Raw genomic sequence first — 15,029 nt, forward strand, 5'->3', positions numbered from 1 at the left:
CGCCAAGGAGCCACCATGATCGAGCTAACCATCGCCGATTCCGTCGCCGAGATTATCCTGAACGCACCCTACAAACTCAATGCTCTGGATGAGGCTGCCCTGGTGGAGCTCAGCGAAAAGTACGACGCCGCTGCTGCCGCCGTCGCCGCGGGCACCGTCCGGGCGCTGCTCATTCGCGGAGAGGGACGGGCATTCTGCGCCGGCCGCGACATTGCGGGGGTTGACGGCGCCAACGACGATGCCCGCCGTTACTTGGAGGATTTGTTGGCTCCGTTGTTGCAGAAGATGGCAGCGTTTCCGGCCCCCACTTTTGCGGCGGCACAAGGTGCTTGCCTCGGTGTGGGGCTGGGACTGTTGATCGCCACAGATGTGGTCTATGTGGCTGAAAATGCCAAGTTTGGCTCGCCCTTCGGCAACCTCGGAGCCACGTTGGATTCCGGCGGGCACTGGTTATTCACCGAAATGCTGGGATCGCACCGCACCCTGGACCTGATCTACACCTCTGAACTCATCAGCGGTGCGGACGCCGTGGCGGCCGGTTTGTTCAGCCGGGCCAAACCGGCCGCGGAACTGCTGGACTTCACACGGGCCGCGGCAGCGAAAGCTGCCGCCGGGCCCACGCAAGCCTTCAACGCCAGCACAACCCTCGTTGCACAGATACGTGAGAAGCGGCTGGGACTGTGGGACGCCGTCGTACTTGAAAACGAGGCACAAATTGCCCTGTCTGCAACGGCCGATTACGCAGAAGGATTCGCTGCGTTCACGGCCAAACGGAAGCCCGACTTTACGGGCAGCTAGGCCCCGTTACTTCCGGCCGGTGAAGTGTTCCATGGACTTGTAGACGCCAAAAACGCGCCCGGCCACCACATCCCAAGCCGCGATGGGCAGGATTCCGCGCAGGGCGGTGCTCAGTTTCACCGTCCACGGCATCATGAGCATCGGCGTGCCTTCCTTCATGGCCCGCCACACGCGTTCGGTGACGGCGGCTGGTTCCATCAGCGGGGTCATGAGCGGGCCGCGAGCCCCTTCAAACATGCCCGTCTTGATATACGAGGGGCAGAACGTGGTCACCTTAATGTGGTGGTGGCCAGCCTGCTTCAACTCCAGCCGCAGGGAGTCGCTCCAGCCGATCGCCGCCCATTTCGAGGACGAATAAACACTCATCCGTGGATTGGCGAGCAGCCCGGCGGCCGAGGCCACGTTGACGATCCGCGATGTCCGGCCGCCGTCGATCATGGCCGGCAGGAACTCGCGGGTAATGTGCATCAACGCCAGCGCGTTGATGGCCATGGTGGCGGCAATGTCGCTGCGCTGATCGTGTTCCCAAAAGTACTTGCCACGCACAATCCCGGCATTGTTGATGAGGATGTCCGGGGTGCCGACCTCTGCACGGACCTTTTCGGCAGCGGCCTCGATGTCTTCGAGCTTGCTGACATCCACCACGTAGCTGTGGATCACCGATCCCTTACCGCTCAGCTCGGCAACAGCCGCCGCCAGAAGTTCGGCGTTGATATCCCACAGGATGACATGCGCGGCATGGTCTTGCACGGCAAGATGCGCGTACATTTTGCCCATTCCCATGGCGGCCCCGGTGATCAGGACGGTGGCATTGGACAGGGACTCGATGGTGGCGTTCATGGGCGCTCCTTAGTGTCAGCAAGAGTGGTGGGATGAGTAGTGGGGACCGACGGTTGCTTCGGGATGAGCTTGCCCGGGTTCATGATGCCCTCGGGATCTAGTGCGTTCTTGATGGACGTCAGGATCGTGATGCCGAGGTCACCGATTTCGGCGTTCAGGTAGGGGGCATGATCGACTCCCACGGCGTGGTGGTGGGTGATGGTGGCGCCGGCCGCGACGATGGCACGGGAGGCGGCGTCCTTGACCCGGGCGTTTTGGGCAAGCCCGTCCTTTTCCAGTCCCGAGAGGAACGTGAAGTACAAAGACGCGCCGTCGGGGTAGACGTGCGAGATGTGTGTTTGCACGAACGCTGCCGCGCCATGTTCCCCAAGTGCATCGAGGATCGACTGGCGAACAGTGCGGTACGTTTCCTCCAAGCGGCTCCATGTAGCGGCCGTTTCAAGGGTCTCCACGTAGACACCCCGAGTCAGTAATTCATCGCGCAGGTAGGGGCCGCTGAACCGTCCGTGCTCCCAGGATTTTCCGGGCAGGGACCCCAGTGGGACACCACCTGCCCTGCGCAGGATCCGGGCACTGCGCCTCCGCCGGGCCCGGATCTGAGGGGCCGGCCCTTCCCAGACGAAGAGGGCAAGGGTCGGAGTTTTTTGACCGCGGACCGAGAGGTAGCGGGATAGGGCTCCGGTCTTCCATCCGCCCAGCTTGAAGGTCGACGCCGTTTCATCCGTGTCGCTCAAACGGCACACATGCGGCATATCGCCGCGGACGCCGTGATGCCTGAGCTGGCGCAGGGCCTCCGTCCCTGCCGCAAATGACGGGAAGGACCATGCCCCGTATACCTTCTCTGCCGGGGCCGGGGACACCTTGAGTGTTGCGCTGGTGATGACTCCGAGCGTGCCTTCACTGCCAACCACGACGTCCAGCAGCTTGGGCCCTGCAGCTGTGCCGGGCGCGAGGGATCCGGCATCGAAGGGTCCCATGGGGGTTTCGAGGTGTGCAGACTTGACCAGTTCGTCAGAGCGGCCGTAACCGGTGGAGGACTGGCCGGAGGATCGCGTAGCGACATAGCCGCCCAACGTTGCCTCTTGGTGGCTTTGCGGGAAATGTCCCAGTGTCAGCCCATGCGGGGCAAGTGCGGCTTCGATGGCCGGGCCCCTGATGCCAGCTTCGAAGCTTGCCGTGCGGGACAGTGGGTCAAGGTGAAGTAGCCGGTTCATGCGCCGCATGTCAAGGGTGATGATGCCATCAAAGCCTCCGCGCAACGGCTCCACCCCGCCGACCACCGACGTGCCGCCACCGAAAGTCACCACTGCCAGTTTTCGTTCCACACACACAGCCAGGATTTCCCGTACCTCCTCGGCGGTGCCGGGAAAAATGACTGCGTCGGGTGCGTCCAAGGCATCCCCGGCACGTCGGCGCAGCAGATCAGGGGTGCTCTTTCCGCCGGCGTGGAGAATCCGTTCAGTTGCATCAATCGCGACGTGTTCGGCGCCGGTGATGGCGCGGAGTTCGGCCAGCACGGTTTCGCGCAGGGACGCTGGGCCCACGCGCACCTCGGCTAAATCAACGGGTGGGTGGACGGGTGCGACGCTGGCCAGTCCAAGGGTGCTGCGCAGAAATTCTAGCGCGCCGGGACCCAGCGGCTTTGCGCGGGCAGGGTCTCCCCAGCCGTACCAAACTGACGGGGAAATTTCTTCTGTGAGATGTGTCACCATGAGATACAGTGTGACACATGACGTCACAACGTACCATCCTGCAAGCTGACGAAAAGCTGCTCACCGCCATCCGGGACTCCGTGGTGCTCCACGGTGTCAGGCGTACCACGGCCAATGACATTGCCGAACGAGCCGGCATTTCCCGTATGACGTTTTATCGCCGCATGGGGTCAGTTGAGAATGCCGTGCTGGCGGCTCTGACCCAGGAGTTCCGCTCCTACACCGGCACCGTGCTGAGCGAAACACCGACTGGCACTACACGGGAGCAGCTGGTGCACTTCGCCGTGGAGAGCGTGCGCGTATTTGCCACCTCGGAACTGCTGGGGTCCATCGCCGAACGCGACCCTGAATTCCTGATCCCCTATGTGACCGACAGATTCGGGGCCAGCCAGCAGCTCATCCTTGAGCAGCTGCAGGCGCTGCTGGATACCGGTTCCGCCGACGGCAGCGTTGAGTCTGCGCCAGGAACTGCAACTACTCTGCTGCTCGCCGTGCAGGGTGTGGCGCTGTCCTCACGGGTGCTGCTGAAAATGGGCACCTTCGATGACTCCCTGACTGAGCTGAAGAAAATGCTTGAACGCTATCTCACGCCGCAACACGCTGCCGCTGGTGAGGAAAAGGCATGACCATGGAAAACCCAGCCAAACAAGCAGCCAAACGAGTGGCCAAGCAAGCTCCGCAGAACCCCGCGTGGATCAGTGACCTCACCCGCCAGCGATCTCTGGAGTATTTGGCAGAACACACAGTGGATGTTGCTGTGGTGGGAGGTGGCATCACCGGGGTGGGGGTTGCCTTGGATGCCGTGAGCCGGGGCCTGAGCGTTGCGCTGATTGAGAGTGGTGATCTGGCCTCCGGAACCAGCGGATACAGTTCCAAGCTCATCCACGGAGGCCTGCGCTATCTCGCAAAAATGGACTTCTCTGTCGCATGGGAGTCTGCTGTTGAGCGGCGCTGGCTCATGAGCAAGATTGCCCCGCATCTGGTGCATCCACTCGCCTTCGTTATCCCCGATGCCCGCACGGCACCCGCATGGGAAGGCCTAGCGGCCGGTGCTGGCGTGGTCATTTATGACGTGCTGCGCAGGTTCTCAGGACTGGGCAGCGCTGTGCTGCCGCGCCCGCAGCTGTTGTCCCGTCAGGCAGTCGGTGCCATGGTGCCGGGTTTGAATGAGGAGGCGTTGCGCCGTGGCTATTTGTATTGGGACGGGCAGGTGGTGGACGATGCCCGGCTGGTGATCGGCATCGCCCGGACCGCCGCCGGGCTGGGCGCGCACATTCTGCGTGATGTGAAGGCCACGGCACTGACGGCGGAGACTGTTGACGCGCTCGATGCCAGGACCGGAGCGCCGGTGTCCATCCGGGCCCGGGTAGTTGTGAATGCCACGGGTGTTTGGACCACCGATTTCGAACCGCAGCTAAGCGTTACACCCAGCCGCGGCACGCACCTGGTGGTTCGGGCCGAACGGCTGGGCAATCCTCACGCCGCGCACACAGTCGCCGTGCCGGGACACTTTGGCCGCTACGTTTTTGTGCTGCCGCAACCAGACGGTGTTGTTTACATTGGGCTCACCGACGAGGAGGACCAAACGGCGGACGGGCACCATCCCGAAGTTCCAGAGCACGACGTCGACTTCCTCCTTGACATTGTCAACACCACCTTGGCGCTACCCCTGACGCGCGATGACGTAGTTGGTTCATTTGCGGGACTTCGGCCGCTCGTGCGAGTTGCGCACGCAGGGGATGAAACCGCCGATATTTCCAGGCGGCACCTGGTCCGGGACGTTCCTGGCCAGCCCATCACAGTGGTGGGCGGGAAGATGACCACCTACCGGCGCATGGCTCAAGACGCGGTCGACGCCGTGACTGCTCGCCTTGGGGTGAGTGCACCCTGCCGGACCAAGACCTTGCCGCTGGTGGGGTCCGCGTCTGCGAAGGTGCTCAGCAAGATTGACGCCCCGGCCCGGCTGGTGGCGAAATACGGCACCGAAGCCACCGCCGTACAGGCGCTTGGACTGAAAAACCCGCAGCTTGCTGAGCCCCTGTTCGAGGGGGCGGCAGTCACCGGCGCGGAATTGCTGTTCGCGGTACTGGCGGAAGGGGCAAGTAGCGTCGAAGATCTACTGGAGCGACGAACCCGGCTGGCCTTCGTTTCTGCGGACGCACAGCGGGCCTTGGGGCCGGCAGCGGATATTTTAGTGCTCGCAGCGTCTATGACTGCTGCCGAAGGAACGAGTAAGTGAGCGCCGTTTCCGGTGGCAACGTTGCCCACTCTGTTAGAAGTCCTGCCCAGGGCCGTGAAGTTCCTTGTCCCGGCCGATTCACAAGCGCTAGCCTAAGCCGGAATCTGCCCCGCTGTTGTGCGCGAAGTTGCCGCTGGACGGCGGCGGGCTACGAAGGGCCACGCAATGGTCACCGCACCGAGCACTACAAGGAGCAAAGCTTCGCCAGGAAAATCGAAGACGCGCAGGACAATCGCGGCGGCCAGGTAGGGCAGGGCCGCCCACTTCAACGGCGTGTGCTTCAGGCGGCTGCCCCAGGCAAAGAGCAGAAGTGCAAAGAACAGGCTCAGTTCAAAACGTGCTGACCATTCGACGAAGAAGAAGATGCCGCCCACGATCACCAAGACTCCAGCCGCCGAGATGGTCTGGCGGCGGGCTTCCGCTCCGTCCGTGCCTGTTTTCTTGCTGAAGGAGAGTGGCAGCCAGATCAGGGCCGCGCAAATGGCCGGAAGCAGCGGTGTCAGAAAGAACACGGGAGCGCTGATGATGGCGGGCTCCCCAGCACCGAGAAGCAGCATTAGCGCCGAAAGCAGCGCGCCGAGACCGGCAGCGATGAAGACTAGCCCGCTAACAGCCGGAGCTTCCTGTCCTGCAACGGCGGATTCGGCGGCTTCGGCCCGGAGTGTGTGGTGATTCTTCATGCCTCCATCGTCTCAGCTTTGGGGCAGTGAGAATTCACGGCGGTCACCGGGTGGTGGAGATCACCGGGCGTCAAGGTCCTCGAAAATGAGGTGTGTCTGGGTGTCGAGTACGCCGGGCATGGATTGCAACTGGTCAAAGACCACCCGGCGCAGGCCCTGATTGTCGTGCGCCCGCACCAGCAGAATGACATCAAAATCACCGCCGACCAAGGCAATGTGCTCCACCTGGGGGATTGCCCGCAGTTGCTCGCGCAACTCCCGCCACGCATGCTGGCTGACCTTCAACGTCACGTAGGCGCTGGATTTCAGCCCGGCCTTCACTGGATCGATGACTGCCGTGAACCTGCTCAGGACGCCGGAGGACGTCAGGCGCCCAATGCGGGCATAGGCGTGGGCGCGTGAAATGTGAACATTCTGGGCCACCGCACTGACTGATATGCGCCCGTCACGCGTGAGCTCGGCAATGATCAAGCGGTCGATCTCATCCAGTGGCACCGCGTCATTCGGATCGACAAGGCCGCCAGCACCATCAAGGCCGGCAGAACTATCAGCCCCTGAACTCTCGGAATGCATGGCCCTCCTTCTTAAGGAACTTGTGACGAGTTTGGTGGGGCTGGCAGACGAGCTGAGAGCCACTGCCGCCCATGCCACGGTTATGTCTTCCAGAGTAAGGAATCTGTGCGCAAGAATCCAGAGTTTTGCACATTGCTGGCGACAAACAGTCTCAAATTCCATACTTGAACTACCGGAACATCTTATTTAACTGTGCTGATTATTTGTTTGAGCTCAGATTCATTGTGATCGGCTGTGAGGAGTGTTCAATGACGAACCACCCAGAATTTATGGACCACCCGGGCAATGCCGCCTTGCTGACCGGCCAGCATGGTGAATACCTGCTGCCCTCGCATGATCCAGTACAACTAGTCACCTCTGAAGGCGCCTTGCGCGGTCGCGACGTGGGGCGCAACGCTGGGAACTTTAAAGATAGTTATCCCATGCCTGATGCGGCAACGCTGCGCCGAGGCTATGCGGGAATGGTCCTCGGGCGGCGGATTAATGAGCAGGCCGGTGCGTTGGTGCGGCAGGGACGCATGGCCGTGTATCCGTCGTCGCTGGGGCAGGAAGCCTGTCAGGTGGCGGCGTGGATGGTTCTGGACCGCAGCGACTGGCTGTTTGCAAGCTACCGGGACACGGTCGCCATCATGGGGCGTGGCGTGAGCGCCAACGAAGCCTTCGAATCACTGCGAGGCGACTGGCACAGCGGCTTTGACCCCTACGAATACAACACGGCGCTGCCCACCACACCTCTGGCCACGCAATTGCTGCATGCCGTGGGCGTGGCGCATGCGGCTAAGTTGCGCGGCGAGGACACCGTGGTGCTGGCCATGTGCGGCGATGGCGCCACCAGCGAGGGCGACTTCCACGAGGCCCTGAACTTCGCCGCCGTCTTCCACGTCCCTGCCGTGTTCCTCATCCAGAACAACCAGTACGCCATTTCGGTCCCGCTCATCCATCAAAACGTTGCCCCGTCGCTGGCCCACAAGGCGATTGGCTACGGTATGCCCGGCGAGCGCGTGGACGGCAATGACCTGGCTGCCCTGCTGACCGTGCTGGGTGCCGCGGTGGATAGGGCGCGAAAAGGTGGCGGGCCGGCTCTCATCGAGGCGCACACCTACCGGATGGAAGCCCACACCAATGCCGATGATTCCACCCGCTACCGCACCGCCGAGGAGGTGGCGCAGTGGGTGCCTAAGGATCCCTTGAAGCGCCTGCACAAGTACCTCTCCGATGCCGGAGAGTTGAGTTCGGAGCAAGCGGAGGCTTTCACTGTGGCTGCGGATGGTGTGGCGAAAGCGCTGCGGGATGGGCTCAATGCGCCCAGCTCACCCGATCCGCTGGACATCTTCCGCTTTGTCTATAGCGAGCCAACGCCGCAACTGCGCAAGCAGAGCCGTCAACTTGCAGCGGAATTGGCGGCCGCGACGGTTGCTTCTGCCACTACCTCTGCTGGTGGATATGGATCGGCGGCGAGGTCGTGACGGCCGCCCCAGCGCTCGCAGCACCGGAAATTACAGGGCGTCAGGAGCTGACCTTTGCCAAAGCCCTGAACCTGGCCATGGCCGACGCCATGGCAGCGGATGCCTCCGTGCTGGTTTTCGGTGAAGATGTGGGCACCTTAGGAGGGGTATTCCGTATTACTGACGGGCTGCAGAAGCGCTTCGGTGAGGAACGCTGCTTTGACACGCCGCTGGCCGAATCAGGGATCGTAGGGATGGCCACCGGCATGGCCATCAATGGCATGAGACCTGTGGTGGAGATGCAGTTTGATGCCTTCGCCTACCCAGCCTTTGAGCAGATCGCCAGCCATGTGGCCAAGATGGGCAACCGCACCAGGGGACGGATTCGCCTACCATTGGTCATCCGCATCCCCTACGCAGGTGGGATCGGGGGAGTGGAGCACCACTGCGATTCTTCCGAAGGCTACTACGTCCAGACTCCGGGGCTGACTGTCCTGACGCCGTCGAGCATTGCCGATGCGTACATCTTGCTGCGCGATGCCATTGCCTCCCCGGACCCCGTGGTGTTCATGGAACCGAAGAAACTGTATTTTTCCAAGGGCACCGTGGACGTGGATGAATTGCGGGCTCGCTATGCCTCGCCCGCCGGGACGGGCGGTGCGGATGCTGGCCCGTCAACCATTGGGCAGGCAGCCGTGATCCGTGCCGGTACTGATGCCACGCTCATTGCCTACGGACCGTCGGTGGCGCCTGCGCTCGCTGCGGCGGAAACTGCCGCCGCGGAGGGCCGGTCACTGCAGGTTATTGATGTCCGGTCCCTGGTCCCGTACGACGAGGCGACCATAGATGCCGCTGTCCGCTCCACTGGTCGCGCCGTTGTCATTGCGGAAGCTCCGGGTTTCGCATCGATGGCAGCAGAAATTGCGGCTGGAATTCAGGAACGCTGTTTCCATTCGTTGGCGGCACCGGTGCTGCGAGTGACAGGCTTCGATGTCCCCTACCCGGCACCGAAACTGGAACACTACTACCTTCCCGGCGTTGACCGGATCCTCGATGCCGTGGACCGGCTGCAATGGGAGCAATCATGAGCGTGCAGACAACTGAGCAAGTATTCCTCCTTCCTGACCTCGGCGAGGGACTCGTTGAAGTAGAGCTGGTGACCTGGCTGGTGGCAGTCGGCGACAAGGTGGAGGTTGACCAGCCCATCGCCGAAGTTGAAACCGCCAAGTCAGTGGTGGAGGTGCCCTCACCCTTTGAAGGAACGGTCACAACCTTGCACGGGGCACAAGGCGACGTTCTAGAGGTGGGCAAACCGTTGATCACCATTGCCGCGCCGGAATCAGAGGGAGAGCCCGAGGCAGAACCCGGGCAGGGAGAACCCGAGGGAGCACCTGAAGCCGGATCTGAAGCATCTGCACCTGAGCTCCTCAGTGAGTCCACCTCCGCTGAAACTCAGCAGGCAAAGCCGGAAGGTTCGGGCAACGTGCTGATTGGCTACGGCACCTCCGATGTGTTTGGTGTGGGTCGCCGCCGGCCATCCCTGGCCGCCACCGCCCGGAGTGCACCGCTGGTCATTTCTCCGGTAGTACGGAAACTGGCCAACGACAACGGAATCGCGCTCGCGGACATCCACGGTTCGGGCGAGGATGGTCTCATCGTTCGCGCGGATGTGGTGGCTGCGATTGGATCGCCAGCCCCCGGTGGGACCCCGCCGCAAAGTGGGGTGAGAGCACCGCGTGAGGTGAGGGAGATCGCGGCGGAGGTGTCCGGCGTCGTCCATCAACGCACCGGATTGAGCGTGACAGCACGGGTTCCGCTGAGCGGCATGAAAAAAGCAGCCGCAGCCTCATTGGTGCGCAGCCGGCGGGAAATTCCGGAGGCCACGGTCTGGGTGGATGTGGACGCGACGGCCCTGCTGGAACTACGTGCCGGACTGGGCGAAAGCGCGCCCGGTGTATTGGCCTTTGTGTCCCGATTTGTTGCGGCGGGGCTGGCCAATTTTCCGGAATTGAACATGTCGCTGGAAAATCACGACGGCGTCGATGAGCTCGTCACTTTTGCGGGCATTAACTTAGGTTTTGCGGTGCAGACTCAGCGGGGGTTGATGGTGCCGGTGTTGCGGAATTCGCAGGGTCGCACGGCGCGGGAGCTGGATGCCGCGATTGCTGAGTTGGCGGCGCAGGCCCGGGCAGGACGGGCAGGCCCCACGGAGTTGTCCGGCGGGACCTTCACCATCAACAACTACGGCGTGCTCGGCGTGGACGGATCGGCCGTCATCATCAACCATCCCGAGGCCGCGATGCTGGGTTTGGGGCGCATCATTGACAAGCCGTGGGTGGTTGATGGCGAATTGCGGGTCCGCAAGATGACCGAGCTGACGTTGGCTTTTGACCACCGCGTCTGCGACGGCGCCGTCGCCGCGGGGTTCCTGCGATTCGTTGCCGATGCCATGGAAAACCCGGCGGGTGTGCTGGCCGATCTATGACCGGGCAGGCCGTAATCTGGCGGACTCTAACTGGGGAGAGGCTAGGGTCGGAGCATGACACATCAGCGGGCGAATCCGTGGCATGAGAAGTGGCGGCACCTTGGCGGCGGAAGCTACGTGATGGCCAGCGATGCCGCTCGGGCGCTGGTGAACATCGGTCTCGTGGTGGGTACCGAGCGGGCTCTTCTCATCGACACCGGCTGCGGACCGCGCCATGCCACCGAAATCCTTGCCGCGGTGCGCACGCTGACTGCGCTGCCCCTCGTCGTGGCCAACACTCACGCCCATTGGGACCATTTCTTCGGCAACGCCATATTCCGTGACGAAGGCTTCACGCACGACGCCGGCACCCAGTTTTGGGCACACGCCGCCGCCGCTCGGGGCATGGCTGGGACGGGGGAGTCCCAGCGGGCAGAGGTGGCTGGGCCGGAACCTGAGATGGCTGCCGGGATCGGGCCCGGGACAGAGATTGTGCTGCCCACGCATGTGCTTGAGCAGGAACCAGTTGCGCTTGATCTGGGCGGAATCAGCGTGAAGTTGTTCTGTCTGGGGCGTGGTCATACCGACGGGGATCTCATGGTGGGTGCCCCAGGCGTGCTCTTTGCCGGCGACGTGCTGGAAGAAGGTGCCGCACCGCAATTTGAGGGTTCATTCCCGAACCAGTGGGCTGGGGTGCTGCGGACGCTTGGCGGCATGGGTGAACAGTATCCGGTCATGGTGCCGGGCCACGGTCAGCCTGTGACTGCAGCCTTCGCCGCAGAGCTGGCCGACACCGTGGAATTGGGCCCGGCCATTTAGGCGTGGCCTGTTAGGTGCGGCCCGTTGGATCCGGTCAGCCAGGCTACGCCATGTAAGCCATTGCCGCCTAGCGCCGCAGTGAGACGGTGTTCCAGGGTGCCAGCAGCGCAGGGCTAAAGTGGTGACAGTGAAAAGTTCCGTGCCTCCCGGAGATTTCAGCCTTTGGTCCATTGCAGTTCCGGCCTTCGGGCCGTCGCTGCTCTTTGGTATTGGCGAGGGCGCCATCCTGCCCATCATTCCGCTCAGTGCCCGTGACATGGGGTCTTCGCTGGCAGGTGCAGCGTTGGTGGTGGCGTTGATTGGTATTGGTTCGCTGGCCAGTAACATTCCGGCGTCCCTGCTCACCGCCAGATTTGGCGAGCGGAGAGGCATGGTCGGGGCGGCATTGCTCAGCATAGTTGCGCTGCTGCTGTGTGTTTCCGCAACCAGTTTGTGGCTCTTTGCTGTGGGCGTTTTGCTGATCGGGGCAGCCTCGGCCGTCTTCAACTTGGCCAGACAAAGTTACCTCACAGAGGCCGTGCCCCCGTTGATGCGTGCCCGGGCCATGTCCACGCTGGGCGGGGTGGGGCGGATCGGGCTCTTTGCTGGGCCGTTCATTGGCGCCCTGGCGATTCACCTGGTGGGGTTGGCCGGAGCATACTGGGTGGCCGTTGTCGCCGTCGCGGCAGCCGGGACACTGGCTTGGTGGCTGCCGGATCTGGTCAGTGATCGATACGAAAAGATCGCAGGACCAGCCCCGACGCTGGGCTCCTTGGTGGCAGCGCATCGGCGGCTGTTGTTGACTGTGGGGGTAGGGATCCTGTTAGTCAGTGCGGTGCGTTCAGCCCGGCAAGTGGTGGTGCCGTTGTGGGCCGACAACCTAGGGCTGAGCCCTGCCGCGACCTCTCTCATCTACGGGCTGTCCGGTGCCATCGACATGTTGGTTTTTTATCCGGCCGGCAAGGTCATGGATAAGAAGGGACGCATCTGGGTCGCTATCCCTTCCATGACGCTTATGGGTGTTGCTCTCTTGTTGATGCCACTGACCACCGGAGCTGTAGCACTTTTGATGGTGGCGTTGTTGATTGGATTTGGCAACGGCATCGGATCGGGACTCATCATGACCCTCGGCGCCGATTACGCACCGCGGCAGGGACGGGCCCAATTCCTTGGCTTGTGGCGCTTCATGTCCGATCTTGGCGGGTCTAGTGGGCCGGCAATTCTAGCTGGGCTGACGGCGGCCCTCACGTTGTCGTTCGGGATCGCCGCAACAGGCGTACTTGGACTCGCCGCCGCTGCCGTCCTAGGATATTTCGTTCCCCGCAACAAGCCGATTCAGCGCTAAGAACCCCAGACCTAAGAACCCCAGCGCCAAGACGAGCAGCGCGCAGAACATTAGCTCCGGCGTCGTACGGGCAAGGTCAGCAAGAGCGTTCCGGCAACGGTCAAACCATAGCCGCCCACCACAATCTGGCCCACCCCGGCAAGGAAGAATTTGGTGGTGCTAGTGGCCTCGGGCGCTGATAATTGCCACAGCAGCAAGGCCACAGCGAGTCCGGAAACAAGTGCCAAAACGGCGGTCGTCAGAACCCAACCGCGGCCCGACGCCCAGTGCATATCCGAGCCCAGCCACACATTCCACCGGGGCCCGGTCCGCAGAATAGCCAACGCCGCCAACGACGTCCAGAACGCCACAATGAAGAACGCGGCCAGAACGTCGGCGGGGCGGTGCCACTGGTTGATCAGGGTGGAGATGCCAGCCAAAATGGCGTAGCTGCCACCCACAAAAGCCGCTGCTGGCCGCCACCTCGGGGAGACCACCAGGAACACGGCGGCGGCGGCGCTGGCAGCTATCGTGCTGTGACCCGACGGCAGAGAATTCAGAGCCAGGGTGGGGACACCCAGATCCGGGCGGTCGGGCAGGCCAGCCTTGATCAGTTGCGTGGATAAATTAGCCGCAACCATCGCGGCCAAGGCGATCCCCGCAGCCTTCCAGCGGCGCCTCGCAAGCGTGACAAAAAGGACCACCACGGCGGCCACCACCACGGAAGTGACAGGCAAATAGTCCAACACTTGGGCTGCCTGGGTGCCGATTCGAGCCTGCGCCACGGCGGCCTCCACCAAGGCGGACTCATCAATAAGTTGGCCCGTGGTGGTGTTCACGAAGAAGCGGTAGCTCAGGATGAAGCCGGTCAAGCTAATGATCGCCGCAAACACAAAAGGCCACGCGGGGACAGGGCCGGGGGCGGCACCACCGGTGCGGTGCTGGGCAGTGTGGGTTTTCATTGACTCTAGGTTCCCACAGATTCATGGGAGCTCGCTGACCACCGCGGTACAGTGAAAACATGTACTCCGTGCCGCCATTTGACGAAATTCTTGCCACCGCCCATGTCGTCGCCCTGCCCATGAACGTGAAATTCCGGGGCGTTTCGCTGCGCGAAGTGATGGTCTTTTGTGGCCCTGCCGGGTGGGCTGAGTTTTCCCCCTTTGTGGAGTACGACGACGTCGAGTCGGCCAGGTGGTTGGCCTCGGCTTTGGAGGCTGGCTGGGTTGGGCACCCCGAGGCGGTGCGTGACTGGGTGCCGGTCAATGCCACCGTTCCTGCCGTATCCGCTGACCAGGTGCCCTCCGTGCTGGGCGCTTTTGACGCGGTTCATACGGTGAAGATCAAGGTAGCCGAGGCCGGACAGTCGCTCGGTGAGGACGTTGCCCGGGTGAGCGCCGTTAGGCATGCGCTGCCAGATGCCAAGATCCGTATCGACGCCAATGGTGGGTGGGATGTGGAGCAGGCCGTGCAAGCGTTGCGCGCACTCTCCGTGTTCGGGCTCGAATACGCCGAACAGCCGGTGGCCACCATTGCCGAGATGGCCGCCGTGCGACATGCGCTAAACGGCTCGGTACTGATCGCCGCGGACGAAAGCGTCCGCAAAGCCACCGACCCGCTCGCCGTGGCCCGAGCCGGGGCAGCCGATCTGTTGATCATCAAGGCGGCACCCTTGGGCGGCGTGCGCCGGGCGTTAGACATTGTGGCCGAAGCGGGGCTGCCCGCCGTGGTGAGCTCGGCCCTGGATTCCTCAGTGGGCATCAGCACCGGATTGGCGCTCGCCGCAGCGCTGCCAGAACTTCCTTACGCTTGCGGTTTGGGCACGGTATCGCTCATGGCGGGCGATATTGCCGTGCCAAGCCTGGTGGCCGTGGACGGGGGTATGCGTCCGCGCGAGGTAGTGGCCAATCCCGAACTGCTGGAACGCTTTGCCGCTCCCGCCGAGCGCCGCGATTGGTGGTTGGAGCGACTGCGCCGCTGCCACGCCCTGCTATAGCCGCTGGTACGTCGTGGTTCGGAACGCGACCCAGCCCCTCCTAGCTTCGGAACGCGAGTCGGCGGATATGGCCCAGTCCGACTGCGGTGCGCAATCTCCATTGTTTGTTTCTCAAGAGTTTTCCTTAGCGGCGGGATATTCGTTGGGCACAAGGCATGAC

The 15,029-nt window shown here is 62.7% G+C and carries 14 protein-coding genes; 9 read left to right on the top strand and 5 right to left on the bottom strand.

Annotated elements, in window-relative coordinates:
* Positions 1–15 precede the first annotated feature (15 nt).
* A complete protein-coding gene (locus AB0P14_RS13100; protein WP_363842851.1) occupies positions 16–798 on the top strand; it encodes an enoyl-CoA hydratase-related protein in 783 nt (260 codons plus the stop codon).
* A 6-nt stretch (positions 799–804) separates the two neighbouring features.
* Here AB0P14_RS13100 and AB0P14_RS13105 read toward each other — a convergent pair whose 3' ends face one another.
* Together AB0P14_RS13105 and AB0P14_RS13110 are read right to left on the bottom strand one after the other, a co-directional pair.
* Positions 805–1,638 (bottom strand): SDR family oxidoreductase, encoded by an 834-nt coding sequence (locus AB0P14_RS13105; protein WP_363842853.1) that lies wholly within the window; start codon positions 1,636–1,638, stop codon positions 805–807.
* Entirely contained in the window at positions 1,635–3,350 is a 1,716-nt protein-coding gene (locus AB0P14_RS13110; RefSeq protein ID WP_363842856.1) for an FAD-binding oxidoreductase, read from the bottom strand. Before AB0P14_RS13110 ends, AB0P14_RS13105 begins: the two co-directional genes overlap by 4 nt.
* Positions 3,351–3,367: 17 nt before the next feature.
* On the opposite strand from AB0P14_RS13110, the gene AB0P14_RS13115 reads away from it, so the two are divergent.
* Together AB0P14_RS13115 and AB0P14_RS13120 are read left to right on the top strand one after the other, a co-directional pair.
* A complete protein-coding gene (locus AB0P14_RS13115; RefSeq protein WP_363842859.1) occupies positions 3,368–3,976 on the top strand; it encodes a TetR/AcrR family transcriptional regulator in 609 nt (202 codons plus the stop codon).
* Positions 3,973–5,589: a glycerol-3-phosphate dehydrogenase/oxidase gene (locus tag AB0P14_RS13120; protein ID WP_363842862.1), complete on the top strand. Its 1,617-nt coding sequence runs from the start codon at positions 3,973–3,975 to the stop codon at positions 5,587–5,589. The genes AB0P14_RS13115 and AB0P14_RS13120 overlap by 4 nt, the downstream gene beginning before the upstream one ends.
* A gap of 92 nt (positions 5,590–5,681) precedes the next feature.
* Here AB0P14_RS13120 and AB0P14_RS13125 read toward each other — a convergent pair whose 3' ends face one another.
* Both AB0P14_RS13125 and AB0P14_RS13130 read right to left on the bottom strand, forming a co-directional pair.
* Positions 5,682–6,269, bottom strand: coding sequence for a hypothetical protein (locus AB0P14_RS13125; RefSeq protein WP_363842865.1), 588 nt, complete (start codon positions 6,267–6,269; stop codon positions 5,682–5,684).
* A 60-nt stretch (positions 6,270–6,329) separates the two neighbouring features.
* Entirely contained in the window at positions 6,330–6,842 is a 513-nt protein-coding gene (locus AB0P14_RS13130; RefSeq protein WP_363842868.1) for an Lrp/AsnC family transcriptional regulator, read from the bottom strand.
* Between the two features lie 269 nt (positions 6,843–7,111).
* Between AB0P14_RS13130 and AB0P14_RS13135 the strand changes: the two genes are divergently transcribed.
* The 5 genes from AB0P14_RS13135 (at position 7,112) to AB0P14_RS13155 (ending at position 12,894) form a co-directional block, all read left to right on the top strand.
* Positions 7,112–8,308, top strand: a complete 1,197-nt coding sequence (locus AB0P14_RS13135; protein WP_363842929.1) for a thiamine pyrophosphate-dependent dehydrogenase E1 component subunit alpha — start codon at positions 7,112–7,114, stop codon at positions 8,306–8,308.
* Positions 8,305–9,375, top strand: a complete 1,071-nt coding sequence (locus tag AB0P14_RS13140; RefSeq protein ID WP_363842871.1) for a transketolase C-terminal domain-containing protein — start codon at positions 8,305–8,307, stop codon at positions 9,373–9,375. Before AB0P14_RS13135 ends, AB0P14_RS13140 begins: the two co-directional genes overlap by 4 nt.
* On the top strand, positions 9,372–10,772 hold the full coding sequence (locus tag AB0P14_RS13145) for a dihydrolipoamide acetyltransferase family protein (protein ID WP_363842874.1): 1,401 nt from the start codon (positions 9,372–9,374) through the stop codon (positions 10,770–10,772). The genes AB0P14_RS13140 and AB0P14_RS13145 overlap by 4 nt, the downstream gene beginning before the upstream one ends.
* Before the next feature lie 54 nt (positions 10,773–10,826).
* Positions 10,827–11,570 (top strand): MBL fold metallo-hydrolase, encoded by a 744-nt coding sequence (locus AB0P14_RS13150; RefSeq protein ID WP_363842877.1) that lies wholly within the window; start codon positions 10,827–10,829, stop codon positions 11,568–11,570.
* Positions 11,571–11,697: 127 nt separating this feature from the next.
* Positions 11,698–12,894 carry an MFS transporter gene (locus AB0P14_RS13155; RefSeq protein ID WP_363842880.1) on the top strand — a complete coding sequence of 399 codons (1,197 nt, stop codon included), beginning with the start codon at positions 11,698–11,700 and terminating at the stop codon, positions 12,892–12,894.
* A 50-nt stretch (positions 12,895–12,944) separates the two neighbouring features.
* Here AB0P14_RS13155 and AB0P14_RS13160 read toward each other — a convergent pair whose 3' ends face one another.
* Positions 12,945–13,835, bottom strand: coding sequence for a phosphatase PAP2 family protein (locus AB0P14_RS13160; protein WP_363842883.1), 891 nt, complete (start codon positions 13,833–13,835; stop codon positions 12,945–12,947).
* Between the two features lie 59 nt (positions 13,836–13,894).
* On the opposite strand from AB0P14_RS13160, the gene AB0P14_RS13165 reads away from it, so the two are divergent.
* Positions 13,895–14,869: an o-succinylbenzoate synthase gene (locus AB0P14_RS13165; protein WP_363842885.1), complete on the top strand. Its 975-nt coding sequence runs from the start codon at positions 13,895–13,897 to the stop codon at positions 14,867–14,869.
* The last annotated feature ends 160 nt before the right edge of the window (positions 14,870–15,029 follow it).

The organism is Specibacter sp. NPDC078709, assembly GCF_040686795.1.
Classification (GTDB): Bacteria; Actinomycetota; Actinomycetes; order Actinomycetales; family Micrococcaceae; genus Specibacter.

Excerpts from the sequence above, each read along its gene's own strand:
- AB0P14_RS13135 (WP_363842929.1), top strand. The coding sequence starts at position 7,112 with ATGGACCACCCGGGCAATGCCGCCTTGCTGACCGGCCAGCATGGTGAA.
- AB0P14_RS13110 (WP_363842856.1), bottom strand. The coding sequence starts at position 3,350 with ATGGTGACACATCTCACAGAAGAAATTTCCCCGTCAGTTTGGTACGGC.
- AB0P14_RS13120 (WP_363842862.1), top strand. The coding sequence starts at position 3,973 with ATGACCATGGAAAACCCAGCCAAACAAGCAGCCAAACGAGTGGCCAAG.
- AB0P14_RS13150 (WP_363842877.1), top strand. The coding sequence starts at position 10,827 with ATGACACATCAGCGGGCGAATCCGTGGCATGAGAAGTGGCGGCACCTT.
- AB0P14_RS13165 (WP_363842885.1), top strand. The coding sequence starts at position 13,895 with ATGTACTCCGTGCCGCCATTTGACGAAATTCTTGCCACCGCCCATGTC.
- AB0P14_RS13130 (WP_363842868.1), bottom strand. The coding sequence starts at position 6,842 with ATGCATTCCGAGAGTTCAGGGGCTGATAGTTCTGCCGGCCTTGATGGT.
- AB0P14_RS13145 (WP_363842874.1), top strand. The coding sequence starts at position 9,372 with ATGAGCGTGCAGACAACTGAGCAAGTATTCCTCCTTCCTGACCTCGGC.
- AB0P14_RS13125 (WP_363842865.1), bottom strand. The coding sequence starts at position 6,269 with ATGAAGAATCACCACACACTCCGGGCCGAAGCCGCCGAATCCGCCGTT.
- AB0P14_RS13115 (WP_363842859.1), top strand. The coding sequence starts at position 3,368 with ATGACGTCACAACGTACCATCCTGCAAGCTGACGAAAAGCTGCTCACC.
- AB0P14_RS13160 (WP_363842883.1), bottom strand. The coding sequence starts at position 13,835 with ATGAAAACCCACACTGCCCAGCACCGCACCGGTGGTGCCGCCCCCGGC.
- AB0P14_RS13105 (WP_363842853.1), bottom strand. The coding sequence starts at position 1,638 with ATGAACGCCACCATCGAGTCCCTGTCCAATGCCACCGTCCTGATCACC.
- AB0P14_RS13100 (WP_363842851.1), top strand. The coding sequence starts at position 16 with ATGATCGAGCTAACCATCGCCGATTCCGTCGCCGAGATTATCCTGAAC.